General features: G+C 69.5%; 26 protein-coding genes. 12 read left to right on the plus strand and 14 right to left on the minus strand.

Annotation, left to right across the window (positions count from 1 at the left end; all coding sequences use genetic code 11):
- Positions 1-74: 74 nt before the first annotated feature.
- Both ACFXJL_RS21170 and ACFXJL_RS21175 read right to left on the minus strand, forming a co-directional pair.
- Positions 75-785 carry a class I SAM-dependent methyltransferase gene (locus ACFXJL_RS21170; protein ID WP_358879807.1) on the minus strand — a complete coding sequence of 237 codons (711 nt, stop codon included), beginning with the start codon at positions 783-785 and terminating at the stop codon, positions 75-77.
- 107 nt (positions 786-892) lie between these two features.
- The gene (locus ACFXJL_RS21175) at positions 893-1,672 is read right to left on the minus strand and encodes a cyclase family protein (protein ID WP_358879808.1); all 780 of its coding nucleotides are present in this window, start codon (positions 1,670-1,672) and stop codon (positions 893-895) included.
- Positions 1,673-1,835: 163 nt separating this feature from the next.
- Between ACFXJL_RS21175 and ACFXJL_RS21180 the strand changes: the two genes are divergently transcribed.
- Positions 1,836-2,249: a nuclear transport factor 2 family protein gene (locus tag ACFXJL_RS21180; RefSeq protein WP_358879809.1), complete on the plus strand. Its 414-nt coding sequence runs from the start codon at positions 1,836-1,838 to the stop codon at positions 2,247-2,249.
- A 73-nt stretch (positions 2,250-2,322) separates the two neighbouring features.
- Here ACFXJL_RS21180 and ACFXJL_RS21185 read toward each other — a convergent pair whose 3' ends face one another.
- Positions 2,323-3,579, minus strand: a complete 1,257-nt coding sequence (locus ACFXJL_RS21185) for a cytochrome P450 (protein WP_384694601.1) — start codon at positions 3,577-3,579, stop codon at positions 2,323-2,325.
- Positions 3,580-3,803: 224 nt separating this feature from the next.
- On the opposite strand from ACFXJL_RS21185, the gene ACFXJL_RS21190 reads away from it, so the two are divergent.
- The 3 genes from ACFXJL_RS21190 (at position 3,804) to ACFXJL_RS21200 (ending at position 7,009) form a co-directional block, all read left to right on the plus strand.
- On the plus strand, positions 3,804-4,640 hold the full coding sequence (locus ACFXJL_RS21190) for an SDR family NAD(P)-dependent oxidoreductase (RefSeq protein WP_384694604.1): 837 nt from the start codon (positions 3,804-3,806) through the stop codon (positions 4,638-4,640).
- 4 nt (positions 4,641-4,644) lie between these two features.
- Positions 4,645-5,979 carry an activator-dependent family glycosyltransferase gene (locus ACFXJL_RS21195; RefSeq protein ID WP_384694607.1) on the plus strand — a complete coding sequence of 445 codons (1,335 nt, stop codon included), beginning with the start codon at positions 4,645-4,647 and terminating at the stop codon, positions 5,977-5,979.
- Between the two features lie 121 nt (positions 5,980-6,100).
- Positions 6,101-7,009 carry an NAD-dependent epimerase/dehydratase family protein gene (locus ACFXJL_RS21200; RefSeq protein ID WP_384694610.1) on the plus strand — a complete coding sequence of 303 codons (909 nt, stop codon included), beginning with the start codon at positions 6,101-6,103 and terminating at the stop codon, positions 7,007-7,009.
- Positions 7,010-7,124: 115 nt separating this feature from the next.
- Here ACFXJL_RS21200 and ACFXJL_RS21205 read toward each other — a convergent pair whose 3' ends face one another.
- Together ACFXJL_RS21205 and ACFXJL_RS21210 are read right to left on the minus strand one after the other, a co-directional pair.
- The gene (locus tag ACFXJL_RS21205) at positions 7,125-8,435 is read right to left on the minus strand and encodes an MFS transporter (protein ID WP_384637015.1); all 1,311 of its coding nucleotides are present in this window, start codon (positions 8,433-8,435) and stop codon (positions 7,125-7,127) included.
- Positions 8,436-8,494: 59 nt separating this feature from the next.
- A complete protein-coding gene (locus tag ACFXJL_RS21210) occupies positions 8,495-9,511 on the minus strand; it encodes a hypothetical protein (RefSeq protein WP_384694614.1) in 1,017 nt (338 codons plus the stop codon).
- 95 nt (positions 9,512-9,606) lie between these two features.
- On the opposite strand from ACFXJL_RS21210, the gene ACFXJL_RS21215 reads away from it, so the two are divergent.
- Positions 9,607-10,059, plus strand: a complete 453-nt coding sequence (locus ACFXJL_RS21215; protein ID WP_329015312.1) for a DUF4442 domain-containing protein — start codon at positions 9,607-9,609, stop codon at positions 10,057-10,059.
- A 67-nt stretch (positions 10,060-10,126) separates the two neighbouring features.
- Positions 10,127-10,657: a gamma carbonic anhydrase family protein gene (locus ACFXJL_RS21220; protein ID WP_384637006.1), complete on the plus strand. Its 531-nt coding sequence runs from the start codon at positions 10,127-10,129 to the stop codon at positions 10,655-10,657.
- On the opposite strand, the gene ACFXJL_RS21225 is transcribed toward ACFXJL_RS21220, so the two are convergent.
- Positions 10,599-11,183, minus strand: coding sequence for an ATP-binding protein (locus ACFXJL_RS21225; protein ID WP_384694618.1), 585 nt, complete (start codon positions 11,181-11,183; stop codon positions 10,599-10,601). The genes ACFXJL_RS21220 and ACFXJL_RS21225 overlap by 59 nt on opposite strands.
- A gap of 109 nt (positions 11,184-11,292) precedes the next feature.
- Between ACFXJL_RS21225 and ACFXJL_RS21230 the strand changes: the two genes are divergently transcribed.
- Together ACFXJL_RS21230 and ACFXJL_RS21235 are read left to right on the plus strand one after the other, a co-directional pair.
- The gene (locus tag ACFXJL_RS21230; protein WP_384694621.1) at positions 11,293-14,682 is read left to right on the plus strand and encodes a LuxR C-terminal-related transcriptional regulator; all 3,390 of its coding nucleotides are present in this window, start codon (positions 11,293-11,295) and stop codon (positions 14,680-14,682) included.
- Positions 14,683-14,894: 212 nt separating this feature from the next.
- Positions 14,895-16,121: a cytochrome P450 gene (locus ACFXJL_RS21235; RefSeq protein ID WP_358879819.1), complete on the plus strand. Its 1,227-nt coding sequence runs from the start codon at positions 14,895-14,897 to the stop codon at positions 16,119-16,121.
- A 103-nt stretch (positions 16,122-16,224) separates the two neighbouring features.
- Here ACFXJL_RS21235 and ACFXJL_RS21240 read toward each other — a convergent pair whose 3' ends face one another.
- From ACFXJL_RS21240 to ACFXJL_RS21260, 5 genes are all read right to left on the minus strand, one after another.
- On the minus strand, positions 16,225-17,511 hold the full coding sequence (locus ACFXJL_RS21240; RefSeq protein WP_384636996.1) for a cytochrome P450: 1,287 nt from the start codon (positions 17,509-17,511) through the stop codon (positions 16,225-16,227).
- Positions 17,508-18,122 (minus strand): ATP/GTP-binding protein, encoded by a 615-nt coding sequence (locus ACFXJL_RS21245; RefSeq protein ID WP_329015296.1) that lies wholly within the window; start codon positions 18,120-18,122, stop codon positions 17,508-17,510. Before ACFXJL_RS21245 ends, ACFXJL_RS21240 begins: the two co-directional genes overlap by 4 nt.
- Positions 18,103-18,462 (minus strand): DUF742 domain-containing protein, encoded by a 360-nt coding sequence (locus tag ACFXJL_RS21250; RefSeq protein ID WP_329015293.1) that lies wholly within the window; start codon positions 18,460-18,462, stop codon positions 18,103-18,105. The genes ACFXJL_RS21245 and ACFXJL_RS21250 overlap by 20 nt, the downstream gene beginning before the upstream one ends.
- Positions 18,459-18,878 (minus strand): roadblock/LC7 domain-containing protein, encoded by a 420-nt coding sequence (locus ACFXJL_RS21255; protein ID WP_329027309.1) that lies wholly within the window; start codon positions 18,876-18,878, stop codon positions 18,459-18,461. The genes ACFXJL_RS21250 and ACFXJL_RS21255 overlap by 4 nt, the downstream gene beginning before the upstream one ends.
- 163 nt (positions 18,879-19,041) lie before the next feature.
- Entirely contained in the window at positions 19,042-20,754 is a 1,713-nt protein-coding gene (locus ACFXJL_RS21260) for an ATP-binding protein (RefSeq protein WP_384694626.1), read from the minus strand.
- 510 nt (positions 20,755-21,264) lie between these two features.
- Between ACFXJL_RS21260 and ACFXJL_RS21265 the strand changes: the two genes are divergently transcribed.
- Entirely contained in the window at positions 21,265-22,017 is a 753-nt protein-coding gene (locus ACFXJL_RS21265) for an acyltransferase (protein ID WP_384694629.1), read from the plus strand.
- 72 nt (positions 22,018-22,089) lie between these two features.
- On the opposite strand, the gene ACFXJL_RS21270 is transcribed toward ACFXJL_RS21265, so the two are convergent.
- On the minus strand, positions 22,090-22,956 hold the full coding sequence (locus tag ACFXJL_RS21270; RefSeq protein ID WP_384694632.1) for an EamA family transporter: 867 nt from the start codon (positions 22,954-22,956) through the stop codon (positions 22,090-22,092).
- Between the two features lie 93 nt (positions 22,957-23,049).
- Between ACFXJL_RS21270 and ACFXJL_RS21275 the strand changes: the two genes are divergently transcribed.
- Both ACFXJL_RS21275 and ACFXJL_RS21280 read left to right on the plus strand, forming a co-directional pair.
- The gene (locus ACFXJL_RS21275) at positions 23,050-23,622 is read left to right on the plus strand and encodes a helix-turn-helix domain-containing protein (RefSeq protein ID WP_384694635.1); all 573 of its coding nucleotides are present in this window, start codon (positions 23,050-23,052) and stop codon (positions 23,620-23,622) included.
- A gap of 109 nt (positions 23,623-23,731) precedes the next feature.
- Positions 23,732-24,286: a YbaK/EbsC family protein gene (locus tag ACFXJL_RS21280; RefSeq protein WP_384636977.1), complete on the plus strand. Its 555-nt coding sequence runs from the start codon at positions 23,732-23,734 to the stop codon at positions 24,284-24,286.
- Between the two features lie 74 nt (positions 24,287-24,360).
- Here ACFXJL_RS21280 and ACFXJL_RS21285 read toward each other — a convergent pair whose 3' ends face one another.
- On the minus strand, positions 24,361-24,768 hold the full coding sequence (locus ACFXJL_RS21285) for a CoA-binding protein (protein WP_358879825.1): 408 nt from the start codon (positions 24,766-24,768) through the stop codon (positions 24,361-24,363).
- 62 nt (positions 24,769-24,830) lie between these two features.
- Here ACFXJL_RS21285 and ACFXJL_RS21290 point away from each other — a divergent pair, with 62 nt between their 5' ends.
- Positions 24,831-25,457 (plus strand): YigZ family protein, encoded by a 627-nt coding sequence (locus tag ACFXJL_RS21290; protein ID WP_358879826.1) that lies wholly within the window; start codon positions 24,831-24,833, stop codon positions 25,455-25,457.
- Positions 25,458-25,610: 153 nt separating this feature from the next.
- Here ACFXJL_RS21290 and ACFXJL_RS21295 read toward each other — a convergent pair whose 3' ends face one another.
- The gene (locus tag ACFXJL_RS21295) at positions 25,611-26,789 is read right to left on the minus strand and encodes a YncE family protein (protein ID WP_384694639.1); all 1,179 of its coding nucleotides are present in this window, start codon (positions 26,787-26,789) and stop codon (positions 25,611-25,613) included.
- Between the last annotated feature and the right edge of the window lie 92 nt (positions 26,790-26,881).

Genomic DNA, 26,881 nt, shown 5'->3' on the forward strand with positions numbered 1-26,881 from the left:
CACGTCGTCGACGACATGTCGTCAACGGGGTTGGAGCGGACGGCCCGTGCCGTCCGCGGGAGCGGCGGAGCGGATCAGTCCCGGACGCCGACGAAGAGTCCCCGGCCGGTCGGTGCGCCCGGCAGGTACTCCACCGAGCACCCGGCGGCGGTGAACGCCTCGGTGTACTCCTCCTTGGTGAACAGGGTGAGGACGTCGATCTCGGTGAACTCCCGGATCCCCGAGACGTCGCCCACCAGGAACCGGACCTCCATGCGGGTGGCCCGGCCCTGGAGCGTGGAGTGGGAGATGCGGGCGACCGTCAGCCCGTCCTCCCGGCCCAGATCGCCCGCGACGTACCCCTCGACGTGGTCTTCGGGGAACCACCACGGCTCGATGACCAGGACCCCGCCCGACGGCAGGTGGGCGGCCATGGACCGGACCGCCGAACGCATCTCCTCGACCGTGCCGAGATAGCCGATCGAGCAGAACATGCACACCACCGCGTCGAAGGTGCGGCCCAACGAGAAGTCGCGCATGTCACCGGGGTGCAACGGGACCCCCGGCAGCCGCTGCCGCGCCAACTCCAGCATCGGAGGGGCGATCTCCAGGCCCTCCGCGTGCGCGAACCGTTCGTGGAAGGTGGCGAGATGGGCGCCGGTACCGCAGGCGACGTCGAGCAGCGAGGCCGCGTCGGGTCGCCGTTCCCGGACCAGCCGCACCACGTCCTCGGCCTCGCTCGCCCAGTCCTTGCCGCGACTGCGGTAGAAGATCTCGTACACCTTGGCGAGTTCCTGCCCGTACATCCGTTCTCCCTGGGGTTGGCAGCGTTGGTTCATCCCGGCCGGTCCCGGCTCCGGCCCCTTCGGGCCCGGCCTTGCCCGGCGCCGACGTGGACGACCGGTGGTCGTGCTCAGTCGTCGACCATGGCGACCGCCCGGGCCCAGCCCGCTCCCGCGCCGGTGATCTTCACGGGGAAGCAGGAGACCTGGAAGCCGTACGGCCCCGGCAGGGCCCCGAGGTTCGCCAGCCGCTCGATCTGGCAGTACTCCCGCTGCCGACCGGCCACATGGGCCGGCCAGAGCACCGATCGGTCACCGGTGCGCCGGTAGCGGGCGATGATGTCGCCGAACGGCGCGTCCAGGCTGAACGCATCGGTTCCGATGACCCGCACGCCCAGGTCGAGCAGCAGGTGCACCGCCGGCCCGTCCAGCCCGGCGAAGTCCGTGAAGTAGGCCCCGGTGCCCACCCGGGCGTCCGCCCCCGTGTGGAGCAGCACGATGTCCAGCGGGTCGGGGGTACGGCCGATGCGCGCGAACTCCTTCTCCAGCCGGTCCGCCCCGATCACCCCGGTCGGTGCATCGGTCACGTCGAGCACCATGCCGGGCCGGTGGAACCAGTCCAGCGGCATCTCGTCGATGTGGCGCGGCACCCCGGTGCCGTAGGTCGTCCTGGAGCCGTAGTGCGAGGGGGCGTCGACATGGGTGCCCGTGTGCGTGGTCAGCGACAACCGGTCCAGCGAGAGGAACTCCCCGTCGGGCAACTCGTCCGGGTCGAAGTCGACTCCGAAGTGCTCCCGCATCTCCGCGCTCATGTGCTCGGCCCCCTCCCGCGGCGACAGCACCTCGTGCACCACGGGATCGGGTTCGACGAACGAGGCGTCGACGGGCGAGGACAGATCGATCAGGCGCATGTGTCACCTTCGGGCAGTGGACAACGCTGGAGCCCGATCGTCCGCGCCCGTCGCCGCAGGGCGTTGGAGGATCGCTGGGGCCGGGCCTCAACGGAATCTCGAAGACCGTGCGGCATCGTCCCCATACCCGAGAGTGCGGGCAGCGGCCCGAGGAGGAGAACGCGTGTCAGTGCAACTATTCGCAGAGGTTCAGCAGTTCTACGCACGCCATATGCAGTACCTGGACGATGGGGCCGCCGAGGAGTGGGCCGGGACCTTCACCGAGGACGGCAGCTTCCTGCCGCCGTCGCTGCCCGAGCCGGTGCGCGGTCGCACCGCCCTCGCGGCGGGTGCCCGGAAGGCGGCGGCCGGACTCGCGGAGGCGGGGGAGGTGCACCGGCATCTGCTCAGCATGGTCGCCGTCGACCCCCAGGACGACGGCACCCTCAGGGTCCGCAGCTATGCGCAGATCGTCGCCACCCCCCGGGGCGGGCAGCCCCGACTGCATCTGATGTGCGTGTGCGAGGACGTGCTCGTCCGGGAGGGCGGCGAACTCCTGGTGCGCGAGCGACGCGTCACCCGCGACGACCGGCCCTGATCCGGAGCGGGTCCGCGGTACTCCCGGCCCGCGGACCCTCCCGCGGGCCGGCAAGACCACGACGGCTACACCGCTATCCGTCGAGTTGCACCTTGAACGAGGCGAAGTCCCGCAGCGGCAACGACCGACGACGCACCGGCTCCTCGGCGAAACGCAGCCCCGGAAGTCCCTGCGCGATGGCCATCAGCACCGCCGCGATCTCCATCCGGGCCAGGTTCATCCCCAGGCAGTGGTGAATCCCGTTGCCGAAGGCCAGGGAGCGCGGCGCCTCGCGTGACGGATCGAAGAGCTCCGGCTGTGGGTTGGCCGCCGGGTCCCGGTTCGCCGCTCCGAGCAGCACCCGCACCGGGGAACCCGCGGGCACCAGATGCTCGCCGAAGTGCACGTCCTCGGCTGCGTAGCGGAACCCGGCCGACATCGGCGCCGGTGCGTCCCACCGGAGCACCTCGTCCACGAATCGCAGCGCGCCGTCGAAGTCGAGGATGCCCGCCCGGTGCTCGGGACGGTGGAGCAGTGTGTGCACGGCGATGTCCAGTGCGGTGGCCGACGTTTCGAAACCGGCCGTCAGCAGTGCGACGAAGACGGCCTTCAACTCATCGTCGGTCAGCGGCGCCGACTCGGTGGCATCCGGGGCGACCAGTGCGGACACCAGATCGTCCGCGGGCTGTGCGCGGCGTCGTTCCACCAGGTCCCAGAGCCGGTCCAGAAGGGTGTGCAGTGCCACATCGGCGTCCTTCAGCGCCGCAGTGTCACTGCTGGGGTCAACCACATTGATGATCCGCGGGATCAGATCGGCGAGCAGTCGGTCGTCGTCGAGCGGCAGGCCCAGCAGCCGCGCCATGACCTGGAGGGGCACCGGCACGGAGAGTTCATGGTGGAAGTCGATGACCGCGCCGTCGGCCGACTGGGCGCCGACCTTCGCCACATGGTCCCGCGCGATGGTCATCACGCCGTGTTTGAGGGACTCCACCCGACGGGGGGTGAAAGCCCGTGCCACGAGCCTCCGCAGTCGGGTGTGTTGTGGGGGATTGGCATTGACGATCGACGTCACCAGCACCTTGAAGGCGTCGTACGTGCTCTGCTCCGGCATGAACCGGGAGAACGTCTCGGCGTCCGGTGCCGGGAAGAGCGTGGGGTTCTTCATGACGTACGAGCAGTCCTCGAACCGGGTGAGGACGTAACTCCCGAGCGGCGGTGCGAAGTACACCGGCTCATGGGTGCGGAGCCAGTCGTAGAGCGGATAGGGGTCGTCCTGTCCCGGGGCGAGCAAACGACCCAGGACTTGCGCTGCTTCACTGGTGGCCGAATGCTGGTGATCTTCGGGGTTCACCTGCGTGCTCCTCGTTCGAACGGCGGCGGTCCCGCGTAGCGTGACCGGCCCCCTTCGAGCGCGGCTCAACGCAAACTCGATGTCCGGCGGTCAGCATGACCGCACGTCGCCGGGACGGTTCGATCCGAACGGTCCGGGGCGGTGAGCGGTTGGGCCGTGCCGGCCGGGACACCCCGTGCAGAGACGACCGTAAGAGCGAGCTTCGAGAGATGAGTGGTGAGGACATGCCCCAGACCCCCGACGATTCCCGAGTCTGGTTCATCACCGGGGCCTCCCGTGGCCTCGGGCGGGCCTTTGCCGAGGCCGCGCTCGACGCGGGGGACCGGGTCATCGCCACGGCACGCGACCTCTCGGCCCTCGACGCCCTGATCGACCTCCACCAGGGCCGGTTGGTGGCCTTAACCCTGGACGTCACCCGGCGCGAGCAGGTGTTGGCGACCGTCGCCCGGGCCGTCGAGGTCTTCGGACGACTGGACGTCGTCGTCAGCAACGCCGGTCAACTCCTCTACGGCATGGTCGAGGAGGCCACCGAGGAACAGGCCCGCGCCCATCTCGACGTCAACTTCTTCGGAGCGCTCTGGGTGGCGCAGGCGGTCACCCCGGTACTGCGTGCCCAGGGGTCCGGACACCTCTTCCAGGTGACCGTCGCGGGCGCGGGCGGCGGTTCCGCGTCGACCGGGCTGTACGCAGCAGGCAAGGCGGCCGTCAGCGCACTCGGCGAGGCCCTGGCCGAGGAGGTCGAGCCCTTCGGCATCAAGGTGACCCTGCTGGAGCCGGGGGAGTACGACACCGGTCTCGGCGAACTGGGCATCACGGCCACCGATGAACTCGACGTCTACGACGAGGCGCGGGCCCGGATGATGGATGGCTGGAGCGAGGCGGCCGAGCCGGCCGCAGATCCGCGCCGCGCCGCCGACGTGGTCGTCGAGCTCTCCCGGATGGACAGTCCGCCCCGGCACCTCGTGCTCGGTGGTACCGCGTACGACGACGTACTGGGCGAGTTCCAGGAGCGGACCGACGCCTACACGCCCTGGGCAGAGCTCAGTCGCAGGGCCGGCTGAGCCCGTGCGCGTCCTCTTCACGCCGTTCCCGGCCACCACCCACGTCAACACTCAGGTGCCGCTGGCGTGGGCGCTGCGGTCGGCGGGGCACGACGTCCGCATGGCCACCCAGCCCGATGTCCTCGACGACATCCTCGACGCCGGCCTCACGGCCGTACCCATCGGTGATGTCCTGGATGTCGCGGCCCAGATGAACCCCGATCCTCCCAGCAACGCCAACAACGCCAACGCCGACACCAATACGCCAGGGGTCGAGGCCGAGCAACAGGACGACGAGGAAGAGTGGCTCGACGTCCTGGACATCGGCGAGACCAACCCACAGAAGCTGACCTACGACCACTTGCAAGGGGTGCTCACCACCTGGACCCATGTGGTGCACCAGAACACCAACCCCCGTCCCGTCATCGCCGAACTGGTCGACTTCGCCCGCTCCTGGAAGCCCGACCTGGTCATCTGGGACACCATGTACTACGCCGGAGGCGTCGCCGCGATGGCCTCCGGAGCCGCCCACGCCCGGCTGTTGTTCGGCCTCGACCTGATGGGCTGGGCCCGCCAGCACTACCGCGAGCTGCTCGCCGGGCGGCCCCCGGAGTTGCGGGACGACCCCCTGGAGGAGTGGCTCGGCCCCGTACTGCGCTCATATGGCCGTGAGTTCGCGGAGGAGGCCATGCTCGGGCAGTGGACGGTGGACCCGCTCCCGGTGTCCCTGCGTCTGCCGGTCGACCAGCCCTTCACGCCCGTCCGCTATGTGCCCTTCAACGGTCAGTCGCCGTTTCCCGACTGGTTGCGCGAACCCCCCTCGCGGCCCCGGGTCTGTCTGACCCTCGGCCGTTCCTTCCGGGAGATCGTGGGCGGTGACCGGGCGTCGGTCCAGGCACTCCTGGAGGCCGTGGCCGGGCTGGACGTCGAGGTCGTCGCCACTCTGGACACCGGTCAACTCGGCTCGTTGTCCCGTGTGCCCGACAATGTGAGGGTCGTCGACTTCGTCCCGCTCGACCTGTTGCTGCCGACGTGTGCGGCGATCGTCCACCACGGTGGGTCGGGGACCGTGGCGACCGCACTTGCCCACGGGGTGCCGCAGATCATGGTGCCCGCCCGCATGTGGTGCAACATCCCCAAGGCGCGAAAGGTGGAGCAACTCGGCGCGGGACTCTACCGACAGGCGGAGAGGTTCACCGCCGATGAACTCAGGGCGATGCTGGTCCGGGTGCTGACGGAGCCCTCGTTCGCACATAACGCCGGCCGGCTGCGCGAGGAGATGCTCGCCGCCCCCGCACCCGCCGACCTCGTACCCGTACTGGAACGGCTCACCGCCGCCCACCGCACCGGCCCCCGCTGAGGAGTGACCCGCCATGAGTGCCCGAGGCTCCGACAACTCCGATACTTCAGATAACTCAGACAATCCCGTGCACCTCGCAGGTCACCCGGGCCGCGCGCCAGCGACACCAGAATGCGGAACGGTGGCCGTGCTGGGTGCGACGGGGTTCGTCGGGCGGCAGGTGTGCGCCGCCTTCGCCCGCGAAGGACACAAGGTCCTGGGCATCGCCCGCCACCGTCGTGACCACCCGGTGGACACTCCCTTCGCGGCTTTCGACGTCACCACCGGGGAGCCCGCGGACCTGGCCGCACTGCTCACGGCAGCCGGGGTGGACGTCGTGGTCAACGCCACGGGTGGGTGGGTGCTGACGGAGGAGGCGATGTACGAGTCCCATGTCCTCCTCGTCGACCGACTGATCGCTGCGACGACCCTGATGACGTCCAGGCCGAGGATCGTCCATCTTGGCACCATCCATGAGTACGGTTTCGTCGAAGACGGTGTCTCGATCGACGAGTCCCTCGTTCCGGCCCCCACCACGCCCTACGCCCGGACCAAGCACGCCGGTTCCGCGGCCGTCCTCGCCGCCACCGAGGCGGGGCAGGTCGACGGGGTGGTGCTCCGCCCGGTGAACGTGTGTGGACCGCACACGACGGAGGCGAGCTTCCTGGGCGCACTGATGGCCCGGATCGCCGCGGCGGACCCGGACGAGGGCCTGGAACTCAAACTCGCCGATGCGCAACGGGACTACCTGGACGTACGCGACCTCGCCGACGCGGTCCTCGCGGCGGCGCACGCGCCGGTGACCGGACGGGTGATCAACCTCGGCCGGGGGGAGGCGGTGCCCATGCGCGAGATCGTCGCCCTGGTCGTCGCGGTCTCGGGCTTCCCGCCCGACGCGGTGCGCGAGCGATCCGCCGAAGTGCAGAGCAAGGGCGGCAACTGGACCCGTGCCGACATCGCCCTCGCCGGTGAGTTGCTCGACTGGCGTCCCAGGACCGGGCTGCGCGATTCCCTACGGGACATGTGGGCCACCGGCCCCGGGCGGCCTTGACCTGCGGCCCCCTTGGGCAGCCCCACAGCCGCACAACCCTCGGGAAGTCCAGGGAACACGGCCCCGACACCGCTCATCGGCGCCGGTCACCGCCCTCACATGGCGCGCCGTGTGGTCAGCCCAGCCGTTCGATGGATTCCTGGCCCTCGCCGGCCGGTGCCTTCTCCGTCGGCGGCAGCACCACCCGGTCCTGGGAACGCATCGTCAAGTTCCGTACGTCCGGTACCAACAGCACCAGGGCGGTGACGATGACCACCAGGGCGGAGCACCCCCAGAGCGCCGTGCTCCGTCCAAAGGCAATTTCCGCGGGACCGGCGAGCGCGGTTGCCAGGGGGACCATCGCCACCGAACCGAACCAGTCGTAGGACGAGACGCGTGAGAACTTGTCCTCCGGGATCTCCTGGTGCAGGGCCATCATCCAGGCGACCCCGAACACCTCGATGGCGATGCCGCTCACCAGCATCACCACGATCAGCCCCTCGACCTGGAGGGGCACCGCCAGTGCGGCGGACGGCGCCGCGAGGGGGAAGACGCACAACGACCCCGCGAGCAGCATCCGGCGCGGCTTCCACCGCATCATCAGGATCGCGCCGAGCACCGTGCCCACACCGAACGCGGCGAGCGCCAGCCCCCAGGGGGCGGCGCCTCCGAGTTCGTCCCTGGCGACGAGCGGCCCGTACACCCCTTCGGCGGCGGCTACCACGGCGACAACCACGGAGAACTGCGCGACGATGCCCCAGAGCCAGGGGCGGCTGCGGACCTCGACCCAGCCCTCCCGCATGTCGGAGATCAGCCCGCCGCCCGCCTCGCGCGGGCGGATGTGGCTGACGTCGAGGAAGGCCCGGAGCGCACCGGCGACGGCGAAGGCCACGGCGTCCACGGCGAGCACCCAGCCGGGTCCGATGGCGGCGATCATGGCCCCGCCTATCGCCGCTCCGCCGATGGCCGCGCCGTGCATCGCCATCCGGAAGAAGGCGAAGGCCCGGCTCGCCTGTGCTCCGCTGACGCTGGACAACAGCATGCCCTCGGCGGCCGGGTTGAAGAACGCCTGGCCGGTGCCGCCGAGTGCGGAGAGCACCATCATCTGCCACAGCTCGGCCTGGCCGCCCAGGACCAGCACGGCGAAGGCGGCCTGCGACACACAGCTGAGCGCATTGGCCGCGACCATGACCCGGTGGCGTGGCAACCGGTCGGCGACCGCTCCGCCGACCAGGAGGAAGAGGACGAGGGCTAGGGTACGGGCCGCGGCGACCAGACCCACGTCCCCCGCGTCGCCGCCCGTCTCGATGACGGCGAACGCCGCCGCGATCATCGCGCCGTGGCTTCCCAGGTTGGCGATGATCGCGCCGGCGGTCAGTAGTACGTAGTTGCGTCCTGCCCAGGCGGGTGGGCGCAGCGGTCCGCGGTGGGGGGAGGGGGAGGTCACCCAGGGACTATCCCCGCTCCTTCGACCGCTGCCAACCGATTATCGCGGTGCTCGGCCGGTCAGCCGGTCGAGGTGCCCGCCAGCCGGACCGTGCTGAGGATCTGTTGGATCGTGGCGTCGGCGAGTTCATCCGGGTTGCCCTTGGTTCCGTAGAGCACCCAGGACTTGAACTCGCCCTTGTCGTCCTTGAAGGTGAACGCGATCGACTTGCCGTCGGTGTCGCAGCGGGTGCGCTTCTTCACCCCGACCGCGGTGGCCGTGGAAACGCTCCCGACCAGTCCGGACTTGGTGGTGTACGGCTTGGACTTCTCGACCTTGACCGTGCCCTTCGGCTCCAGTTGGGCGTAGGCGGCCCACACCCAGTTGCCGGCTTCGTTGAACGCGGCGCTCGCACTGTCCTTCGCGCCCTTGCCGCCCTTGGTGCCGACGTTCGCCAGACTCCAGTCCTCGGCCTTGCCGTCCTTGTCGGAGTCGACCGAGCACCATTTGGCGCGGTAGCTGCTGGGGGCCGACATCACCACCAGGGGTGTGCCGTCGCCCTTCTTCTTGTCCTCGAAGCCGATGCTCACTCCGGGGCCGACGACCTGCCAGGTCGCCGGCACATCGAACTGGGTGCCGTGTTTGGGGTTGGTGACGACCTTCCAACCGGCGATGGTGGGCTTTGCGTCCTCCGCACCGCGCGGATTCTCCGAGGCAGTGGAGGGCGCTGCGGCCGGTTCCGAGGGCGACGACGCCGGTGTCGACGCGGCGGCGGGACCGCCCTTGCCCTGGTCGACGTCCTTCTTGTCGTCCTTGCCGAAGACGATCACACCGGTGACCACCGCCGTGGCGACGACGGCGGTCGCGGCCACGATCGCGACGATCGTGGTCCGCTTCTTGTCGTCGCCTCCGCTGGGCGGTTGAGGCCCGCCGGGCGGCTGCCCGGGTATGGCGTACTGCGGCACGGTCGGCTGCTGGTACGGATTGGGCTGCTGATACCCCGGCTGCTGATAGGGGTTCGGCTGTTGGTAACCCGGCTGTTGGTACGGGTTCTGCTGCGGGTTCTCGCCCCCGGGCGGCTGCTGTCCTGGCCACATGGCCAGTAACCATAAGGGGGGTGGCCGGTCCGCTGCCATGCACGTCCACCAGTGAGGATGGCCAAGCCCCTCTACTCGTGGGTAACATCGCGGCCATGAGCGCTGATCAGACATCCGTCGGCGAGATGCTCGCCGCCACTGTTCCCATGGCCAGGACCCTCGGACTTCAGTTCCTTGAGACCACGGCGGACCGGGCCGTCGTCCGACTGCCGGACCAGCCCGACTTCCACAACCACGTGGGCGGCCCGCACGCGGGTGCGATGTTCACGCTGGCCGAGTCGGCGAGCGGCGCCATCGTGATCGCGGCCTTCGGCGATCAGTTGGACCGGGCCGTACCCCTCGCCGTTCGGGCCGAGATCGGCTACCGCAAGCTGGCCATGGGCGAGATCACCGCAACGGCGACCCTGGGCCGTCCCATCGACGAGGTGGTCGCCGAACTCGACGCCGGCCAGCGCCCCGAGTTCCCCGTGCACATCGAGCTCCAGCGCGCGGACGGTGCGGTGACCGGCGAGATGACCGTCGTCTGGACCCTTCGCCCCCACTCCTAGGCGGGCAGGGCGACTCGATAGGCTGATCGGGGCGCGGCACGGACCCCGTACCCATGAGGAGTAGGCGATGACGGCTCAAGCGTGGATCGCGGGCGTCGGTGGCAAAGAACCGGACATCGACCCGGCGGCTTTCACCGCGCCCACCTCCGTGGTCGTCGGAGAGGTCACCCTGGCTGCCGGTGCCAGCGTCTGGTACCACGCCGTGCTCCGAGCCGATCTGGGGTCCATCGTCATCGGGGCCGACTCCAACATCCAGGACAACTGCACCGTCCATGTGGACCCGGGACACCCCGTCATCGTCGGTGAACGGGTGTCGGTGGGACACAACGCCGTCCTCCACGGCTGCACCGTCGAGGACGGGGTCCTCATCGGCATGGGCGCGACGATCCTCAACGGTGCGCACATCGGCGCGGGGTCCCTCGTCGCCGCCCAGGCACTGGTTCCGCAGGGAATGCGCGTGCCGCCCGGCTCGCTGGTCGCGGGCGTACCGGCCAAGGTCAGACGTGAGCTGACCGACGAGGAGCGCGCGGGCATCGAGGTCAACGCCGCGATGTACCTGGACCTGGCGAAGCAGCATCGGGCGGCGCAGCAGGACTGAACGGCCCGGCGGCTTCCCCGCGGCGCGTCGGCTGGCGACCGATGGCCCGCACGGCTTCCTCCCGGGGCCGCACCAGGATCTCCGCCGCCACCACGCTGCCCGCCGGCAGCCTGCGGGTGTCGGTGTGGACCGCGAAGGCGTCCACCAGCTTCAGCCCCCGTCCGCAGTCGACATCCGCGTCGAGCGGTTCCTGACGCCTGCCGATGCGGTGCTTCCACCGGCCGCCGTCCCGCACCTCCGTCGTCAGGGTGTCGCCCTGCATCCTGAGGGCCAGGGCCACCCATGAGCTACCGCTGTGCAGGACCACATTGCTGACCAGTTCGGTCACGATCACCGAAAGTGCTTCGTCGCAGTCGCTGTGCAGTCGCCATCGGCGCGCGACCGTCCGGGCGAAGTGGCGAAGGGCCTGGGCGGATTCCGGCGTCGCCGACATCGCACACTGGGCGAGCCCCGCGGTTGCCCCGTTCGGCCCAAGGCCGACCGAGAGCGGCGCTGTGCGTCCTGAGGTCTCCTCTGATGCGATCACGTCGGCTCCTTCCGCCCGGGGAGAGCCCGGACCGGTACAGCAACATTCCCTGTCACTGCGTGCCGAGCGCAATTGGGGAGACTGAAGTACGGATACGCAAAGAAATGACATGTCCGGAATCTTCGAGGAGGGTGATGTGGCGACCACACCCGGTGAGGAGATCTGGGCGCGCTGGGTACGGCGGACCCTGGACCAGCCCCTTCCCGCCCCGACGCTCCTGCTGCTGGAAGGCGCCGCGGGTGCGGGCAAGACCCGTCTCCTCGACCAGTTGCGGGAGCAGAGCGCAGCCGCCGGCCGACCGTACGTGGTGCTGAACTTCACTGCGTACGGGGTGATCGTGGCGAGCACCTCGGCGCAGGACCCCGCTACGGCACCCAGTGACCAGGGCCGTCCGGGCAACGGCCCGGCAGAGCCCCCGAACGGGCCGAACCGACGCACCGGGCCGGCCGACGCCCCGGGCGGACGGGCCGCCAACGGCGCCACGACCGCGCAGTCGAAGGGCCCTCCATCGGACCCGTCGGCCGACCAGGCACGGAGTTCCGGTCAGCCCCCCTCGGCCCCCGGCCGGCGGACGGTCACCCCGTCGATCGGCGCCGGTGCGCCCGGGCGCCAGGAGGCGTCCATGGGGCAGCCACCCTCAGCATCCGAAAGCCGAACATCCACCGGTCCCCGCCCCGCCCCCCGAGAGCGCTTCCACCATGACCCCGCCGCCCTCGCCCGGGACCTCGCCCGGTTGAGCGAATCGACGAAATCGTTGCTGCTGATCGCCGACGACGTCCATCGGGCCGGGCCCCCCGACGCCGATCTGGTGCGACAACTGCTGGAACGTCCGCCCACCGGGCTTGCCGCGGTTCTCGCCTACCGTCCGGAGGAACTGCGCACTCCCGGTCTCGCGCTCGGCCATCCCGTCGACCATCCCGCCCGGCTCACCCTCACCCGCGTAACCCTGGAACCCCTGGACACCGAGCAGGTGCGACAACTCGCCGAAGAACGTCTGGGCCAGGAGCGCTGCCCACCGGAACTGATCGCGCGCCTCCGAGAGCGCTCGGCCGGAGTGCCGCAGGTCGTCGTCGACCTACTCGGCCAGCTACAGGACGCCTACGGACAGCGCGACCGGTACACCGCTCGTGACCTCGACGACACCGGCACCCCGCCGCGCCTCGCCGAGCTGATCACCGGACGGCTGGTGAGCCTCCCGGAGCAGGATCGGCTCATCGTGTTCGCCGCGGCGGTCCTCGACGGCCCTGCATCGGCGGTGGACCTCCACACGGTGGCCGGTGTCTGCGCCGACCGCGGACGCAGTGCCTTGCTGGCGGCGTTGCGCGCCGCCGCTCTCAAGGAGTACGACCGCGGGCGCTACGACTTCCCCGTTCCCCTTGCCGCCCAAGCCGTCTACCGGCGGATTCCCGGTCCCGTACGCCAGGACATGCACGCCAGGGCGGCCGAGGTGCTCAGCCATCGGCATCCCCCCGAATCGATCGACTGGGTCCGGTTGGCGGCGCACCGGCTGCGCGGCGGACAGATCCGCGGCTGGTTCAAAGCGGTCGAGCGCGCCGCGCGCCAGTGCGCAGCCGCCGGGGAGCATCAGACCGCCATCGACCTGCTTGAACAGGTGCTCTCCCGACCGGACGTCCCCATGGAGACCCGGGCAAGGCTGGCCGGACTCCTCGCCCACAGCGCGGTGCTCGGACTGCACACCGATCAGACCGTTCGCGTGCTTCGACAGATGCTCGACGAACAGTCGCTGCCGTCCGCCGTGCGCGGTCGCATTCGGCTGGACCTCGGGCTGGTGCTCTACAACCAGGCGGGCCGGGGCCTGCAAGGGTGGGTGGAGCTCGAACAGGCCGCGGAGGAGCTGGAGGGGCAGCCCGCGCTCGCCGCCCGGGCCATGGCGGCGCTGTCCATGCCCGTCATGTCCTCGGTGCCGCTGGAACGCAATGCGTACTGGCTGGAGCGGGTGCGGAAGGTCGCGGACCGTAGTGGGGACGAGGAGGTGCGCACCGCCGTCGCCGCCAACAGCGTCGCCATTCTGTTGGAGACCGGTGACCCGTCCGCGTGGCAGGTTCTGGAGGGGCTGCGGAGCGAGGCCGCGGTCCCGGCCCGGGCGCCCCACGTCGCCCGCGGGCTGGTGAACGCCGCTGATGCCGCCCTCTGGTTGGGACACCCGGGACGGGTGGCCGAGTTCCTCGACGAGGGGGTGGAACTGGCGGCGAAGACAGGCGCCGCCTATGTGGAGCAGGACGGCCGTGGCACTTCCTTGCTGCTGGACTGGATGACCGGACACTGGGACGGGCTCGGAGCTCGGGCCAGGGCCTTCCTCGGGGAGTCCGCCGTGATGCCCGGACCTGGCGCCGATGCCCGACTGGTGCTGGGCATGCTGGGGCTGGCGCAGGGCGAATGGCAGCAGATGGCCGCCTGGTTCGCAGGGGACGCCCGCCCGCTGCCGCTCGGGTCGCCGCTGCCGCACATCGCGGCGGCGGCAGGCGGACTGGTCCGTACGGCGCTCGCCCGTGGGGATGTGGAGGTCGCATCCGATGAGGCCGCCAAGGCGTGGGATCGGCTCCGGGACAAGGGCGTATGGGCGTGGGCGGCCGACCTCGCCCCCTTGGCGGTCGAAGCCGCGGTGCGCGCCGATCGTCCAGCGGCGGCGAGAACGATGATCGAGGAGTTCGAATCGGGCCTCGCCGGACTGGACCGGGACAGTGCCCCTTCGGCTGCGGCGGCGCTGGACTGGTGTCGGGGCATTCTGCTCGAAGCCGCTGGTGGACCGGCCGATGCGGTGGCCTGTTATCGACGGGCGAGCCAGATGTTTACGGACATGCCACGGCCCTATGCGGCCCTGTTGACCGCCGAGGCGGCCGACCAGTGCGTCCTCAAGGCCGCCGCACATCGACACGACCAACCTGGCCCACCTGACCGACCTGACCGACACCGCCCTTCCGATCGATCGACCTCCCCCGACACACCCAGCACACCCGTCTCGTCAGGCGTCGCGGGAGCATCGGGGGCGCCACGACCGACGGGGGAGCGATCCACCGGGAAGAAGCAACGGCCATCGAAGGGGGCCGCCGCAGCCGAGGACTCCCCGGGCTCCTCTGCTTCCTCTGCTTCCGACGGCTCGGCTGAGGGTTGGTCTGACGACTGGCCCGATGACGAGACGGTGACGCGCGCCCTGGAGTCCCTCGCCTCCTGTGTGGAGCAGCTCACCCGGTTGGGCGCAGGTTGGGACGCCGCGCGGGTACGGGCCACTTTGCGCTCGCACGACCCCGCGGCCGTCGGCTCCAGGCGGCGGGGCCGCCCCAGCTATGGCGACCAGCTCTCCCCGCGTGAACAGGAGGTCGTCGACCTGGCATCGGGCGGCCTCACCAACCGTGAGATCGCCACCACCCTCCACCTCTCGCCACGGACGGTCGAGCAGCACATCTCGCGCGCCCGGCGCAAACTGGAATCGCAGTCACGCCAGCCCCTCAACCGTCCCAGGGGCCAGCGCGACCCGTGAATTTCCTGCGTATCCGTAGTCCCTCTTTTTGCAGGGCATACGGACAGTAATCACCAAGGGGCATGTCCGCTCATCATCGGACAGTTCATGATCACGGCATGGCCGAAATGGGCGACCGAAGGCATGGGATTCGGCCAAGACCTATCTGTCTCGGCCGATGACCGGTCAATAACCTTGTGTGCATTGTCCGTTACCGCTGAGAGTGAGCGATCATGGCCACCGCACAGCAGGTCCCCGACATCCTGTCCCCCGAGTTCGCCCAGAACCCCTACCCTGCGTATCGCGCCATGCGGGAGCATTCACCCCTCATCTGGCACGAGCCCACTCAGAGCTATCTGATCTCGCGCTATGCGGATGTCGAGCGGGCGTTCAAGGACAAAGAGTCCGCCTACACCACCAAGAACTACGAGTGGCAGATCGAACCCGTACACGGGCGGACGATCATCCAGCTCAGCGGGCGAGAACACGCCGTCCGCAGGGCACTGGTCGCCCCCGCCTTCCGCGGCCGGGACCTCCAGGACAGGTTCCTCCCGGTCATCGAACGCAACGCCCGGGAACTGATAGACAACATCAAGCACCGCGGCGAAGCCGACCTCGTCGAATCCTTCGCGACCCGCTTCCCGGTCAATGTCATCGCCGACATGCTCGGGCTGGACAAGGCGGACCACGCACGCTTCCACGGCTGGTACACCACGGTGATCGCCTTCCTGGGCAATCTGTCCGGCGACCCGGAGGTCATCGCCGCCGGGGAGCGCACCCGCGTGGAGTTCGCCGAGTACATGGTGCCGATCATCCAACAGCGCCGGGCGAACCTCGGGGACGACCTGCTCTCCACGCTCTGTGCGGCAGAGGTCGACGGTGTGCAGATGAGCGATGAGGACATCAAAGCCTTCTGCTCGCTGCTCCTCGCGGCCGGTGGCGAGACCACGGACAAGGCGATCGCCAGCATCTTCGCCAATCTGCTCACCCACCCGGAGCAACTCGCCGCCGTCCGTGAGGACCGCTCCCTCATCGACCGGGCCTTCGCCGAGACCCTGCGGTACACACCACCGGTTCATATGATCATGCGGCAGACCTCGGCCGAGGTGACGGTCTCCGGGGGCACCATTCCCGAGGGCGCCACCGTCACCTGTCTGATCGGCGCCGCCAACCGCGACGAAGACCGTTACCGCGACCCCGACCGCTTCAACATCTTCCGCGACGACCTCACCACGACCACCGCATTCTCCGCGGCGGCGGACCATCTCGCCTTCGCGCTGGGCCGACACTTCTGTGTGGGCGCCCTGTTGGCCAAGGCCGAGGTGGAGATAGGGGTCAACCAACTCCTTGACGCCATGCCGGACATGCGGCTCGCCGATGGATTCGAGCCGTCGGAACAGGGTGTCTTCACCCGTGGGCCCGGCTCGCTCCCCGTGCGGTTCACACCCGTGACGGACTGATCCCCTGCCGATCGCCCGGCCCACCCCCGTCGATCACGATCAAAGGGTGGGCCGGGGCATCGACACAGGGCCGCCCCGCTGGAGTGGGTGACGGCGGGTGGTGTCAGCGAACCACCGGAGTGAAACGGACGGGCAGCGAGGTCAACCCGCGCATCCAGATCGAGGGGCGCCAGGTCAACTCCGCCGGCTCCACACCGAGCACCACGTCCGGCAGCCGTTCCAAGAGCGTCTCCACCGCCGTACGCGCGATGACGTCCGCGAGCAGGGGCGCGGGGTAGGGACACCGGTGCTCGCCGTTGCTGAAGGACAGATGCGCCGAGTTCTCCGCCCCGACGTGTCCCTCCGGCCAGATCTGCGGATCGGTGTTGGCCGCCGCGAGACCCAGCACCACGCAGTCACCCGCGCGGATCTGCCGACCGCCCAACTGCGTGTCGCGTACCGCCCAACGGCCGATGAAGTTCTGCGTCGGCGTGTCCAGCCAGAGCACCTCGTTCAGCGCCTGGCCGACACTCAGTCGACCGCCCGAGACATTCAGTGCGAAGCGGTCGTCCGTCAGCAGCAGCCGCAGACTGTTGCCGATCCAGTTGGCGGTGGGCTGTTGCGCCGCGGCGATGATCGAGATCAGATCCTGGATGATCTCCTCATCACTCAGCCGGGCCTGGTGGACCAGCATCCGTGAGGTCACATCAGGACCCGGTGCCGAGCGCTTCTCCTTGACCAGTTGCTGTATGCGCTCCTGTACCCGGATGTACGCCGCCACCGGGTCGTCGCCCTCGTGGGCGTCCAGGGTGATCCGCAGATCGCGCACCAGTTCCTCGGTGTCGTCACCCCCGGCGGGCATTCCGCACATCTGGACGGCGGCCCGCATCGGGAGCGCGTGTGCGTACGAAGCCATCAACTCGGCACGTCCGCTGCCGGCGAAGGCATCGATCAACTGGTGGGCGATCCGCCGACTCCAGTGCGCGAGTTCGAACTGGTCCACACCCTCCAGCGCCTCGGTGATCACTCCGGCTCGACGCTGGTGCTCGGGGCCCTCGGTGAAGAGCACCGAGGGCTGGTAGCCCACGAAGGGCATCAACGGCCAGTCGGCGGGGATCGAGCCCCACTGGTTCCAGCGCCGTGAATCACGTGCGAAGAGGTCATCGTGCCCGGTCACATAGCTGACCTCGGCATAGCCCAGCACCAGCCACGCCGGAATGTCCCCGTCCAGCAGAATCGGTGCCACCGGACCGTACTCGCGGCGCATGGCGCGGTAGAGCTCGGAAGGGGTCTGCTGGTACTCCAACCCGCTCAGCCGCATGGCGCCCCCGTGGGCCGGGCAGCCAGGGGGCGGCGCTGCGGCCCCGGTTGGACCGGCGCCACCGCTCACTGGTTCCGTGAACTCGTTCATGGTGTCATCTCCCGGGCCATGGCCAGTTCATGAAGGTGGTTGACGAGGCTGATCAGCACATGCTTGCCGGAGTTGCGGACCCGGGCGTCACAGTCGAGCAAGGGCACATGGGCGGGCAGCGACAGCGCCTGACGTATCTCGTCCAGGGAGAAGGCTGCGGGGTCGCCGTCGAAGCGGTTGACCGCCACGACGAAGGGCGTGTTGTGGTGCTCCAACCGGTCGATGGCGTACCAGGAATCGCTCATCCGACGGGTGTCGACCAGGACGACCGCGCCGAGAGTGCCGGAGAACAGACGGTCCCAGAGGAACCAGAACCGCTCCTGGCCCGGCGCACCGAACAGGTAGAGCACCATGCGGTCGTTGAGGCTGATCCGGCCGAAGTCGAAGGCGACCGTCGTGGTGGTCTTCGTGGTGAGCCCGCCCGGATCGTCGACTCCGACGCCCGCCTGGGTCATCACCTCCTCCGTGTTCAACGGGCGGATCTCGCTGACGGATTTGACCAGCGTGGTCTTGCCCACCCCGAAGCCACCGACGATCACGATCTTCAAGCCGGTTTCGGCGGAGTCGACCAGCGGTGTTCTGCCGGTTAGTTCAGAGGTTGCGGAGTCCATGGAGCACCTCCTCCAGGAGTGCCGAGTCGGGCAGGTCGATGAGCGAGCGGCTCCGCCGTGGATGGCGTGCCGTGATGCGCCCCGTCGCCTGGAGGTCGCCCAGCAGGATCCGCACCACCGTGATCGGCAGTTTGAGTTCTGCGGACACCTCGACGACCGCGATGGGATGCCGGCACAGTTCCAGGATCCGTACGTGCTCCGACTGCATGCCCGGTGATGGCGCACACTCGCTGACGATCAACGTCACCAGGTCGAAGTTGTCGTCGTCGGTACGGCTGCGGCCACCGGTGACCGTGTACAGCCGATCCGGGTCACCCATGTCGACGGGGCGGCGTGTCATGAGCGCGGACTCTCCCCGGCCGGAATGCGCGGCTCGGCCCGTAGGTGTTCGCCGATCTGCTCGACCAACTCGCTCATCTGGTGTCCCACCGCCCCCGGATCGGCGCCGTCGGCGGCGATGACCGCCAGATGTGCGCCGTCGCCGGCCTCCACGATGAAGAGCAGCCCGCCGTGGAACTCCGTCATCGAGTGCCGGACACCGCCGCTACCGTCGCCGAACTCGACCGACGCTCCCTGGGCCAGGGCCTGGATGCCCGAGCAGATCGCCGAGAGCTGGTCGGCCTGGTCGAGTGTGAGGTGCGGCGTCCAGCAGAGCTTGAGCCCGTCGCGTGAGAGCACCAGGGCGTGGCGGGTGCCCGGGGTGCGTTCGAGAAGTCCTTCCAATAGCCAAGTCAGGCTGTTGTCCGTGGTCTGCATGATCTGGATGGGGTCGGTGTCTCCGGACGTTCCGGTCACCGACCCGTGCCTCCTGTCTCCCGAACTCGGTGGTGCATGGGACGCATGCGGCATATCGGCACGCTGGCGGGTATGCGGCAGCTGGTCTGTACGGGCCCGGCCTCGGCCGGGCCGGTTGCCGGGGCTACGGGTCCGACGGCTTCGGCTGCTGCCCCTCCCGCGCCTTGCGCGCCCGGTGGAAGGCGCCGAACTGGGTTCCGGCGTCCCGTCCTGGCGTTGGGGGCGGCGGGGGCGGAGTGGGCTGCGCGTCGGCGCTCTGATGGTCGCCCCTGCCGCGGTCCGCCGCGGCCATGGTGCGTCCCGGTGGTCGAACGGGCAGCCCGTTCGGAGTCGCCATGCGCGGACCGCCCTGGGTGGGGAGAGAGGGAGCGGGAGGTGTCGAGTATGGACTCGGCGGCGCGGAGTTGGTCGGTGCGGCGGGTGCGGGCGGCAGCCGGTCCGGTGCGGGCTCGGGCGCGTACATGGGGGAGTGCGCGTCGATGGAGACTCCGCGTGACTGGTGCAGCAACTGCGGCGGGAAGAGGACCACGACTCCGGTCCCCCCGCGCGACGAAGGCCGGAAGCTGACGCTCATCCCATACTTGGCGGCGAGGATGCCGACGACGACGAGCCCGAGCCGGGTGCTCTGGAGGGTGGCCAGATCGGAGCCCCGCCCTGACACGGCTTCCTCCGCGCGCCGCATGGCCGCGTCGGCCATCTTCAGCCCGCTGTCCTCGATGGTGATGACCAGTCCGGCGGTGCGTTCCTCGACGTAGACGTGGACCTCGTCGATCGGGGGCGAGAAGTTGGCCGCGTTGTCCATCAGTTCGGCCAAGAGGTGCATGACGCCCTCAGCCGCGTAGCCGGCGACAGCGGCGGTGCTGGAGGAGTGCAGACGCACCCGCTGGTAGGCGGCGATCCTGCCCACCGCACCGCGCAGGATGCTCTCCATCCCGATCGGCTTGTTCCAGGCCCGGCTGGCCCGCCCGCCCATGAGCAGCGCCAGTCGGTCGGTGAGCAGGCCGAGTTGGGAGGTGTTGTGGTCGAGCTTGAGGAGATCGCCGAAGACCTCTTCCCCGTGACGATCCTGCATGTCCCGAAGGTCGGCGAGCATGCTGACGGCCTTCGCCTGCACCCGGCTGAGCACCTTGGCGCTGGCGCCCTGGGCTGCTGCCGCGCGGCGCTCGCTGAAGGCGAACTCCCGCACGATCGAGTCCAGGATCACCCGCAACCGGGCGTCGTTCGGATGTTCGAGCTCGGCCAGGGCGGTGCCCGCGGACGCTCCGCCACGCAGGCGGTCGATGGCGGCGGGCAGGGTGACGGTGGTGAGCCGGTCCAGATCGTCGGCCGCCTGGGCCAACTGCCGTACGGCTTGGATGCTGTCGGCACCCGAGACACGGGCGCGCTCCTCGCTGGCGGCGAGTTCCGTGGCGAAGATCTGTACTGCACGACGCAGTTGCGGGTCCGCGGGTGCCGGGGTGCCGCCGAGCGCTCTTTCGGCCGACTCGCCGTCCCGCAACCTCTTGACGAGGGAGGGGAGGGTGACGTTCACGAGATGTGCGGAGTCCGCTCCGGTCTGCGCCGCATGTGCCTGGAGGGAGCGCAGTTCATCTCCGGCGGCGGTCGTCTTGGTCCTTAGCCGCCTGGCGTTGAGCAGGGTGGTGACGGTGACCACGGCCACCCAGAGCCAGCCGGCTGCGACGGTGGCCGCGACCCAACTGCGCGCGGCAGGAGGAGCAGCCGCGATCGCAGCGCCACCGACCGCTCCGGCCACCACGAGCGACCCCAGGGGGATGAAGAGGGGCAACGGCTGTGGTGTTCGTATCCTGCGCGGTTTCGGCGCGACTGGTACTGACATTCGGTCCCTCGCTGCTTGAGTCCGGGGAATCCGGGGGACGCCCCGGGAGAACAAGGTGAGATTCAGACGGGCCGGCCGCTCTGTGGTTCGGACGGCGGTACAGATCGGGCACCGAGAAGTTGACGGTGATCTTCCGTACGTATGCGACCTCATGCTAGTCACGCCCCGCAGCGGGGAAGTCCGCACAGCGCCGACAGCCCGCAGATTGGAGGACTTAGTCCCGAACTCACTACTCCGAGCCGATGAACGTGATAGGCGGCAAAACCGGGCCTTGCACGGTTCGAGGCTCCGTCCACTCCCTGTGACTCTGTGATTTCTGTGGTTCGTGGGGTGAATGCGCTATGTGTGGTTGTGCGATTGTGCGATGAAGGGGCTGATTTCAGCCAACCCGATGCATGGTTCGGGTGTGCGATCCCCGGCACCCCCGGACGAAGCGGACGCATGGGTCTGGGGTCAACATCACAGCAGGGCGATCTGATGGGCCCGCACGCTTGCGGATACCGTGTGGAGGTGTCCGGAAACAGAAACGTGTTCTCGTCCAGATCGCCTTCCGGCTGGTGGCGGCGGGCTGTGACCCGCGCTGTCCAGGGCGGCTGGCGTTGGGTGCAGGAAGCGGGGGCGGTCACCGCGGAACATCCCGGGCAGCTGAGCTTCCGAGCGCTGGGGCACGGGACCAGGCTGGCCTTCCCCCAGGGCACGGTGTTCGGGGAGCAGTGGATCGAACTGGGGGACCACTGCATCATCGGCGAACGGGTCACTCTCACCGCGGGAATGATGCCCGGGCTCGACCTCGGGCCCGCAGCGATCCTGACGCTGGGTGACGGAGTCGTGCTCGGGCGGGGCAGCCATGTCATCGCCGACACGCGGGTCGTCATCGGCTCCGACACCTACTGCGGGCCCTACGTCTACATCACTTCGACCAATCACAGCTACGACGACCCCGGGCAGCCGGTCGGCAAGCAGTGGCCGCGAACCGAGCCCGTGGAGATCGGGCCCGGCTGCTGGCTGGGGACCGGCGCGGTCGTCCTGCCCGGCGCCCGACTCGGTCGCAATGTCGTGGTCGCTGCCGGGTCCGTCGTGCGCGGCGATGTGCCGGATCACTCCGTCGTCGCCGGAGCCCCTGCCCGTGTGGTGCGGAAGTGGGACGCGGAGCGGGGATGGCAGCCTCCGCTGCGCACACCGGCGCCGGTTCCCATTCCCGAAGGTGTCACCCCGGAGCAGTTGGTGGCCCTCGCCGAAGAGGAGTCAGAGCCGGAGGGCTGAACGCGAACGCCACCCGGGGGCCGAGCTCGCATCGGAGCGCCGGTGACTCGGTGGGCTCGGCGAACCGCTGGCTCAGCGGGTGGCCAGCAGGATCGTGCCGACCAGGGCGAGCCCTGCGCCCGCTGCCTGAATCCCTTTCAGCCGCTCCTGTAGGAAGACGAACGCGGCCAGAACGGTGACCACCGGATAGAGGCTCGCCAACACCGCCGCCACGGTGACCGGCCCGCTGTTGGCCGCGAGTGAGTAGGTGCCGTTCGCCGCCACGTCCGCGAGGCCCACGAAGGCGAGTGCCGGTAGTGAGCTGAGCACGACACTCGCGCCGCCCTCCTCCGGCAGGGCGCGACCGCCCCGGCGTACGGATACGTACAGGGCCGTTCCTCCCACGGTCACATTGGTGAGGCGTTGGACGAGGAGGGCGAGGAAGAGTCCGCTGATGGAGGTGGCCGCCTCGGCGATCAGGGCCATCACCGCGCCGAAGCCGACCGCTGCCAACAAGGTCAGCGTGATCGCCTGCCGTCGGACGGACGTGCCCCGCAACTCGGGTCCGCCGGCGAGGACCACACCCAGCACGGCCACGGCGATCCCGGCGAACTGGAGCAGGCCGGGACGTTCGCCGAGCATCAGTCCTATCCCCACGGGGACGGCCACGCCCAGTGATCCGAGGGGGGAGACCACTCCCATGGGTCCCAGCGCGAGGGCCTGGTAGAAGCAGAGCATCGCCGCGGTCCCCACGACCCCTGCCGCGACCGCGTACCCCAGCCTCGGGCCTGCCTCGTCCCATGCGCCGGTGGCCAGGACGACGCAGGCGAGTACCACGGTGGCCAGGACCTGTGAGGCCACCACGACCGTGAGCGCGGGTATTCGGCGGGTCAGCAGTCCGCCGCCAAAATCCGCCAGGCCCCAGAGCAGGCTGGTCGCCAGGGCCAGCAACGCCGTCATCGACAACCTCGCAGTACAGTGTGATGAACGATTCAGTGCAGCACACCGTAGTGTAAAATATTCGACTCTGCCATTGAAGATAGTGGACTCATTGTGTCAGACCTCGACCAGCTCACCCAATCCCTCGCCCGTAACCTCAAGCACTGGCGCGGTCAGCGGAGCCTGACCCTCGACGGGCTCGCCACCCGCTCCGGAGTCAGCCGGGGCATGATCATCCAGATTGAGCAGGCACGCACCAACCCCAGCGTGGGCACCACGGTGAAGCTCGCCGACGCCCTCGGCATCAGCATCACCACCCTCCTCGACTATGAGCAGGGTCCGCAGGTGCGGCTCGTACCGCCGCAGGCGGCGGTGCGCATGTGGTCCACCTCCACCGGAAGCTCCACGACCCTGCTGATCGGAGCCGAAAACCCCGGGCCACTGGAGCTGTGGTCCTGGCGGCTGATGCCCGGCGACCACAGCGAGTCCGACGCCCACCCCGAGGGAACGGTGGAACTGCTGCACGTGACCGCGGGTGAACTCACCCTGGTCGTGGACGGCGAGTCCCATGAGGTCAGCGCCGGAACATCCGCTTCCTTCGATGCACAGGTGCCGCACGGCTATCGCAACGAAGGGGCGACGGTCGTGGAGATGACGATGGTGGTCAGCGTCCCACCCGTGCGTTAGATCGCGAACCGACGTGGTGTCACGGCGTCGTCAAGCGCAGTCGCCGTTCCCGCCTTCGCCTGTTCGGGACGGCCGTCCATGGCGCGCGCCCGCTGTTAGCGTGGGCGCCATGCGCGCTCCCATCGGAACCTTCGACGACGCCCGACCCGCCATCGACCGTCTTGACCTGCTGACACCGCCCGTCGTGGACGCCCTGCGCGAATGGTCCGGAGACGTCCCCGTCGACCAGTTGATCTACGTCGACACCGACCCGGAGATCGCGGACACCGCAGGCTTCGTGGAGCACCACGGTCGTGAGCTGCTCGACCACTCGGCCAACTGTGTGGTCGTCGCGGGCAAGCGGGGTGCCGAGTCGAGCCTTGCCGCCTGTGTGGTGCTCTCCCGCACCCGCGTCGACGTCAACGGCCTCGTCCGCAAGGAACTGGGTGCCCGCAAGGCGTCGTTCGCCCCGCGCGACACGGCCACCGGAGAGACCGGCATGGAGTACGGGGGCATCACCCCGATCGGCCTGCCGACGGGCTGGCCCCTGCTCGTGGACGCGGCCGTCGTCGACCTTCCCTGGGTTCTCATCGGCAGCGGACGCAGACGCGGAAAGCTGATCGTCCCCGGCAAGGCGTTCGCAGGGCTCCCCGGCGCGATGGTCCTGGAGGGGCTGGGAGTCTGACCCGGCCAGCGTAGGCAACGACCGCCGGTCGGACCCGAAGGCATACCCGGGCCCGATCGGCGGTCCCGGTGAAATCAGCCGAGCTGCGGGATCTCAATGGCGGGGCAGTGGTCCATCACCATGTCGAGCCCGGCGGCCCGTGTCCGTGCGTATGCCTCGTCGTCGATCACACCCAGTTGGAACCAGACGGCCTTCGCCCCGATCGCCACCGCTTCGTCGGCGACGGCACCGGCCCACTGGGAGTTGACGAAGACGTCGACCACGTCCACCGGGAAGGGGACATCGGCGAGACTCGCGTACCCCCGTTCGCCGTGCACCGTCTCCGCCTTGGGATGTACCGGGACGATGCGTTTGCCGAAGCGCTGGAGCACTCGGGCGACGCCGTATGCTGCCCGCGACTCATTGTTGGACAAACCCACCACGGCCCAGGTGTCACCGCTCGTCGTCAAGATCCTGCGGATGGTCTCCGTCTCTGCGTCCATGCACAGCACAACGGGCACCCCTGACGGCGCATTCCCCGTGGGGAGCCGCATAGGCTGGGCCGATGCAGGAGCAGTACCGGACCCTCGCCCATGAAGGCGTGCACGAGACAGAGATCAATCGATCACGCTTCATCTGTGCGCTGGCACCCGTCGCCACCGAAGAGGAGGCGCAGACGTTCGTCGCCCGCATCCGGCGCGAGCATCCGACCGCCACCCACAACTGCTTCGCCTATGTACTGGGTGCCGACGCCTCCGTACAGAAGGCCAGCGACGACGGCGAGCCGGGCGGCACGGCCGGGGTCCCCATGCTCCAGATGCTCCTGCGTCGTGACATCCGCTATGCCGCGGCCGTGGTCACCCGCTACTACGGGGGCGTCAAGCTCGGTGCCGGTGGGCTCATCCGGGCGTACGGGGGAGTGGTCGGGGAGGCGCTCGATGCGTTGGGCACGACCGTGCGCCAGCGCTATCGGCTGGTCACCGTCACCGTGGACCACCAGCGCGCGGGCAAGCTGGAGAACGACCTCCGCGCGACCGGGCACACGGTCCGGGACGTGCGCTACGCGGAGCAGGTCACCTTGGAGATCGCCCTTCCGGACGCACGCGCCGATGACTTCGTCCGCTGGTTGGCCGACGCGACGGCGGGATCCGCGGAGTGGGAGTTCGGCGGTGAGGCGTACGGGGAGCTGTGATCCGACTCCCAGCGTTGTGATCCGACCCCGTCGACCGGGGGCGCGGCTCGTCCGATCCCGCATCATGGCGCCCCCATCCCAGAACCTCATGGACCGCAGAACCTCATGGACCGCAGAACCTCAGGGGCTCGTCAAACCGCGGGGGCAGGGGAGTCAGCCTCCGACCAGGACCGCGATGCCCAGCGGGCGCTTTCCGCCCGGTAGCTTCCTGGCCGTTCCCCGGTCGAGGTCGACGACGGTGATGCCGTCCCAGTACCCGTCCCTGGTGAAGCCGCCCGTCACATAGGCGGTTTGCCCGTCGGGGGAGACGGTGATGTCCTCGTGCGGTCCGTCGAGCGGGACGAGGCGTTCTCTGCCGTCGCGGGACCTGATGGTGAGCGAAGCGTCCCGATCACCCGACCCGATCGGCCCGGTACCGACCACGAGCAGGGTTCCCTCGGCCGTGAGCGCGACTCCGTGCTGATGCGTGTTGGCCGTCATCCGCGCCACCGTCATCCGACCCGTGCGCGGATCGAGCATGGCCAGTCGCTCCCCTTCGAAGGGCAGCAACAGTCGCCCGTCCGCGGCGACCACTGCGTAGTGCGGCTTCAGCCAGGAGCCGAGGCCCCCTTCGGTGCCGTACGGCGCGACCTCGAAGCGGCGGGTCGCCAGGGTGTCCGCACGTACGGCGGTCACGTCGAAGGAGTCGTGCTGGGTGACGTACACCTCCCGTCCGTCGCGGGCCACATCGACGTCGAACGGACGACGGCCGATCGGAACCGTGTCGACGACGGACCGCTCGGCGGTGTCCATCACTTCCAGGACGCCGGGGCCGCCGGGCACGTTCACCCCCACATAGACCCGTGAACCGTCGGGAGAGAGCGCGATCCCCATGCCGCCGCCGCGGTACTCCCCCTCAGTGACCGGCCCGGTGTCCGTTCGGTACGGGATGCGGCCCAGGCTCCTGCGGGTTCGGGTGTCCACGATCGCGACGCCCTCCGCGGTGGCGACCCAGGCGCGGCCCTCGGCGTCCACCGCCAGACCGTAGGGCGCCGTACCGACCCTGACCGAAGCGAAGGGGCCCGTCCGCGGATGGAGAAAGGTGACGGTGTCGCCGCCGAAGTCGGCTACCAACAGGGTGCCCCGGGCGGTGACCCGTCCCGGTGAAGGGGACCCGGAGGGGGAGGCGGGCGCGGACATCGCCGGGGCGGATGGCTGGGACTCGACGTCCTGTTCGCCACCGGGGTCGGTCGAACAGCCCACCAGGGCGGCGCAGCAGAGCAGAGCCGCGATGGGACGCGTCCGGCCACCGCTACGGGTCGGCGCGGAGGTCCGTTGTTGAGCGGTGTCCATGGCGCCTCTCCGCGTCGCTGTCAGCCGGGTGCGCAGAGGAGCTGTCGCACCGCCGTTGGTACGGGCCCGGCCGGGAGGTTTCCCGAATGGTG

Origin of the sequence: Streptomyces sp. NPDC059256 (genome assembly GCF_042753785.1) — a bacterium.
In the GTDB taxonomy this organism is placed as follows: domain Bacteria; phylum Actinomycetota; class Actinomycetes; order Streptomycetales; family Streptomycetaceae; genus Streptomyces.

Bases quoted from the DNA above. Each gene is read 5' to 3' on its own strand.
- ACFXJL_RS21245 (WP_329015296.1), bottom strand. From the start codon at position 18,122: ATGGACTCCGCAACCTCTGAACTAACCGGCAGAACACCGCTGGTCGAC.
- ACFXJL_RS21250 (WP_329015293.1), bottom strand. From the start codon at position 18,462: ATGACACGCCGCCCCGTCGACATGGGTGACCCGGATCGGCTGTACACG.
- ACFXJL_RS21170 (WP_358879807.1), bottom strand. From the start codon at position 785: ATGTACGGGCAGGAACTCGCCAAGGTGTACGAGATCTTCTACCGCAGT.
- ACFXJL_RS21240 (WP_384636996.1), bottom strand. From the start codon at position 17,511: ATGAACGAGTTCACGGAACCAGTGAGCGGTGGCGCCGGTCCAACCGGG.
- ACFXJL_RS21280 (WP_384636977.1), top strand. From the start codon at position 23,732: ATGCGCGCTCCCATCGGAACCTTCGACGACGCCCGACCCGCCATCGAC.
- ACFXJL_RS21270 (WP_384694632.1), bottom strand. From the start codon at position 22,956: ATGACGGCGTTGCTGGCCCTGGCGACCAGCCTGCTCTGGGGCCTGGCG.
- ACFXJL_RS21285 (WP_358879825.1), bottom strand. From the start codon at position 24,768: ATGGACGCAGAGACGGAGACCATCCGCAGGATCTTGACGACGAGCGGT.
- ACFXJL_RS21175 (WP_358879808.1), bottom strand. From the start codon at position 1,672: ATGCGCCTGATCGATCTGTCCTCGCCCGTCGACGCCTCGTTCGTCGAA.
- ACFXJL_RS21190 (WP_384694604.1), top strand. From the start codon at position 3,804: ATGCCCCAGACCCCCGACGATTCCCGAGTCTGGTTCATCACCGGGGCC.
- ACFXJL_RS21210 (WP_384694614.1), bottom strand. From the start codon at position 9,511: ATGTGGCCAGGACAGCAGCCGCCCGGGGGCGAGAACCCGCAGCAGAAC.
- ACFXJL_RS21215 (WP_329015312.1), top strand. From the start codon at position 9,607: ATGAGCGCTGATCAGACATCCGTCGGCGAGATGCTCGCCGCCACTGTT.
- ACFXJL_RS21290 (WP_358879826.1), top strand. From the start codon at position 24,831: ATGCAGGAGCAGTACCGGACCCTCGCCCATGAAGGCGTGCACGAGACA.
- ACFXJL_RS21230 (WP_384694621.1), top strand. From the start codon at position 11,293: ATGTCCGGAATCTTCGAGGAGGGTGATGTGGCGACCACACCCGGTGAG.
- ACFXJL_RS21235 (WP_358879819.1), top strand. From the start codon at position 14,895: ATGGCCACCGCACAGCAGGTCCCCGACATCCTGTCCCCCGAGTTCGCC.
- ACFXJL_RS21255 (WP_329027309.1), bottom strand. From the start codon at position 18,878: ATGCAGACCACGGACAACAGCCTGACTTGGCTATTGGAAGGACTTCTC.
- ACFXJL_RS21260 (WP_384694626.1), bottom strand. From the start codon at position 20,754: ATGTCAGTACCAGTCGCGCCGAAACCGCGCAGGATACGAACACCACAG.
- ACFXJL_RS21295 (WP_384694639.1), bottom strand. From the start codon at position 26,789: ATGGACACCGCTCAACAACGGACCTCCGCGCCGACCCGTAGCGGTGGC.
- ACFXJL_RS21220 (WP_384637006.1), top strand. From the start codon at position 10,127: ATGACGGCTCAAGCGTGGATCGCGGGCGTCGGTGGCAAAGAACCGGAC.